2 protein-coding genes are annotated in these 1,281 nt (G+C 44.0%); one reads left to right on the top strand and one right to left on the bottom strand.

What is annotated here, in order from left to right:
• Positions 1-366: 366 nt before the first annotated feature.
• A complete protein-coding gene (locus tag F6K20_RS38945) occupies positions 367-540 on the bottom strand; it encodes a hypothetical protein (RefSeq protein WP_154659935.1) in 174 nt (57 codons plus the stop codon).
• 92 nt (positions 541-632) lie between these two features.
• Here F6K20_RS38945 and F6K20_RS38940 point away from each other — a divergent pair.
• Positions 633-1,281, top strand: a 649-nt coding sequence (locus F6K20_RS38940) for a PspA/IM30 family protein (RefSeq protein ID WP_287298513.1), incomplete at its 3' end; no start/stop codon positions are given.

The raw sequence follows: 1,281 nt of genomic DNA, 5'->3' as shown, positions 1-1,281 counted from the left end.
AGTTAGCCGCCATGAAGGCTAATCTGATTAAAGGAACCGAAACTCCTCAATTACCCTCAACTCAGACATAATAACCGAAAAATCCGGAAAAATTGGATAAATAGCCGGAAAAAGTAAGTAGTTTCCCCATGGTCACCTCAATTGCACCTTGAGAAAGTTGTATCAAAACACCTTAGAGCCTTGACCCAAGGGGTTACTATATACGCAAACCGCACCTTCTCGACCTTCTTTCTCAATACTCGGAAAGGGAATAGGTAGAATAAGACAAGGACGTTTTCTGCTGAAGATGGCACTATTATATCATAAGCGCCTGTGGAAACCAGTTTTTAACCCCTCGAACAGCAATCCCGATCAATCCCCCATGGTTCAGCCGCCAGAAAGTTCAAACCTTAGCTTGTTGTCTAGCACTTTTTCCCAAGAAGTTTTTAAACTGGATGAAAGGCTCCCTGTCTTAATGGCTAGGGTATGGGTCAAGCCCGCAAATTTTTCAGTTACCCAATCAGACTTGAGATGGGACAGCAACAATTGCTTGTCCCTCAAGACAACTTAACTCAAGACAACTTAACTAGGCTTACGCACCAGCAAGCCAGTTTTATACCTACTTTGTACATTCCTAGAGGATAAACAGCGTTATGGGATTATTTGATCGCCTTAGCAGAGTGGTTAGAGCTAATCTGAACGATATAGTCAGCAAGGCTGAGGATCCAGAAAAGATTCTTGATCAAGCTATTGTTGATATGCAAGAGGATCTGGTTCAATTGCGTCAAGCAGTTGCCAGGTCAATTGCTGAACAAAAACGCACAGAGCAGCAATACAACAAAAACCAAACAGAAGCTAACAACTGGCAGAAAAGAGCTCAGCTGGCTCTGACCAAAGGGGATGAAAACCTGGCTCGTGAGGCTCTGGTGCGTAAGAAGAGCAATTCTGATACTGCTGGTACCCTGAAAACTCAGTTGGATCAGCAAACTGAGCAGGTCAATAATCTTAAGCGTAATCTGGTTGCTCTCGAAGGCAAAATTTCCGAAGCCAAGACCAAAAAGAATATGCTCAAAGCACGAGCTCAGGCAGCTAAGGCCAATGAAAAGTTACAACAAACCATGGGGTCTCTCAATACTAGTGGCTCCGTAGCAGCGTTTGAGCGTATGGAACAGAAAGTCTTGGATATGGAGGCTCGTTCTCAAGCTGCCCATGAGCTGGGTGGTAGTGACTTGGAAAGTCAATTTAAACTCTTGGAAGGCAATGATGTTGAAGATGAGTTGGCCACGATGAAAGCTCAGTTGA

Source organism: Moorena sp. SIO2C4 (assembly GCF_010672485.1).
GTDB lineage: Bacteria > Cyanobacteriota > Cyanobacteriia > Cyanobacteriales > Coleofasciculaceae > Moorena > Moorena producens.
Note: the sequence above shows the minus strand (reverse complement) of the source record. Positions and strands in the feature narration are given on the sequence as shown.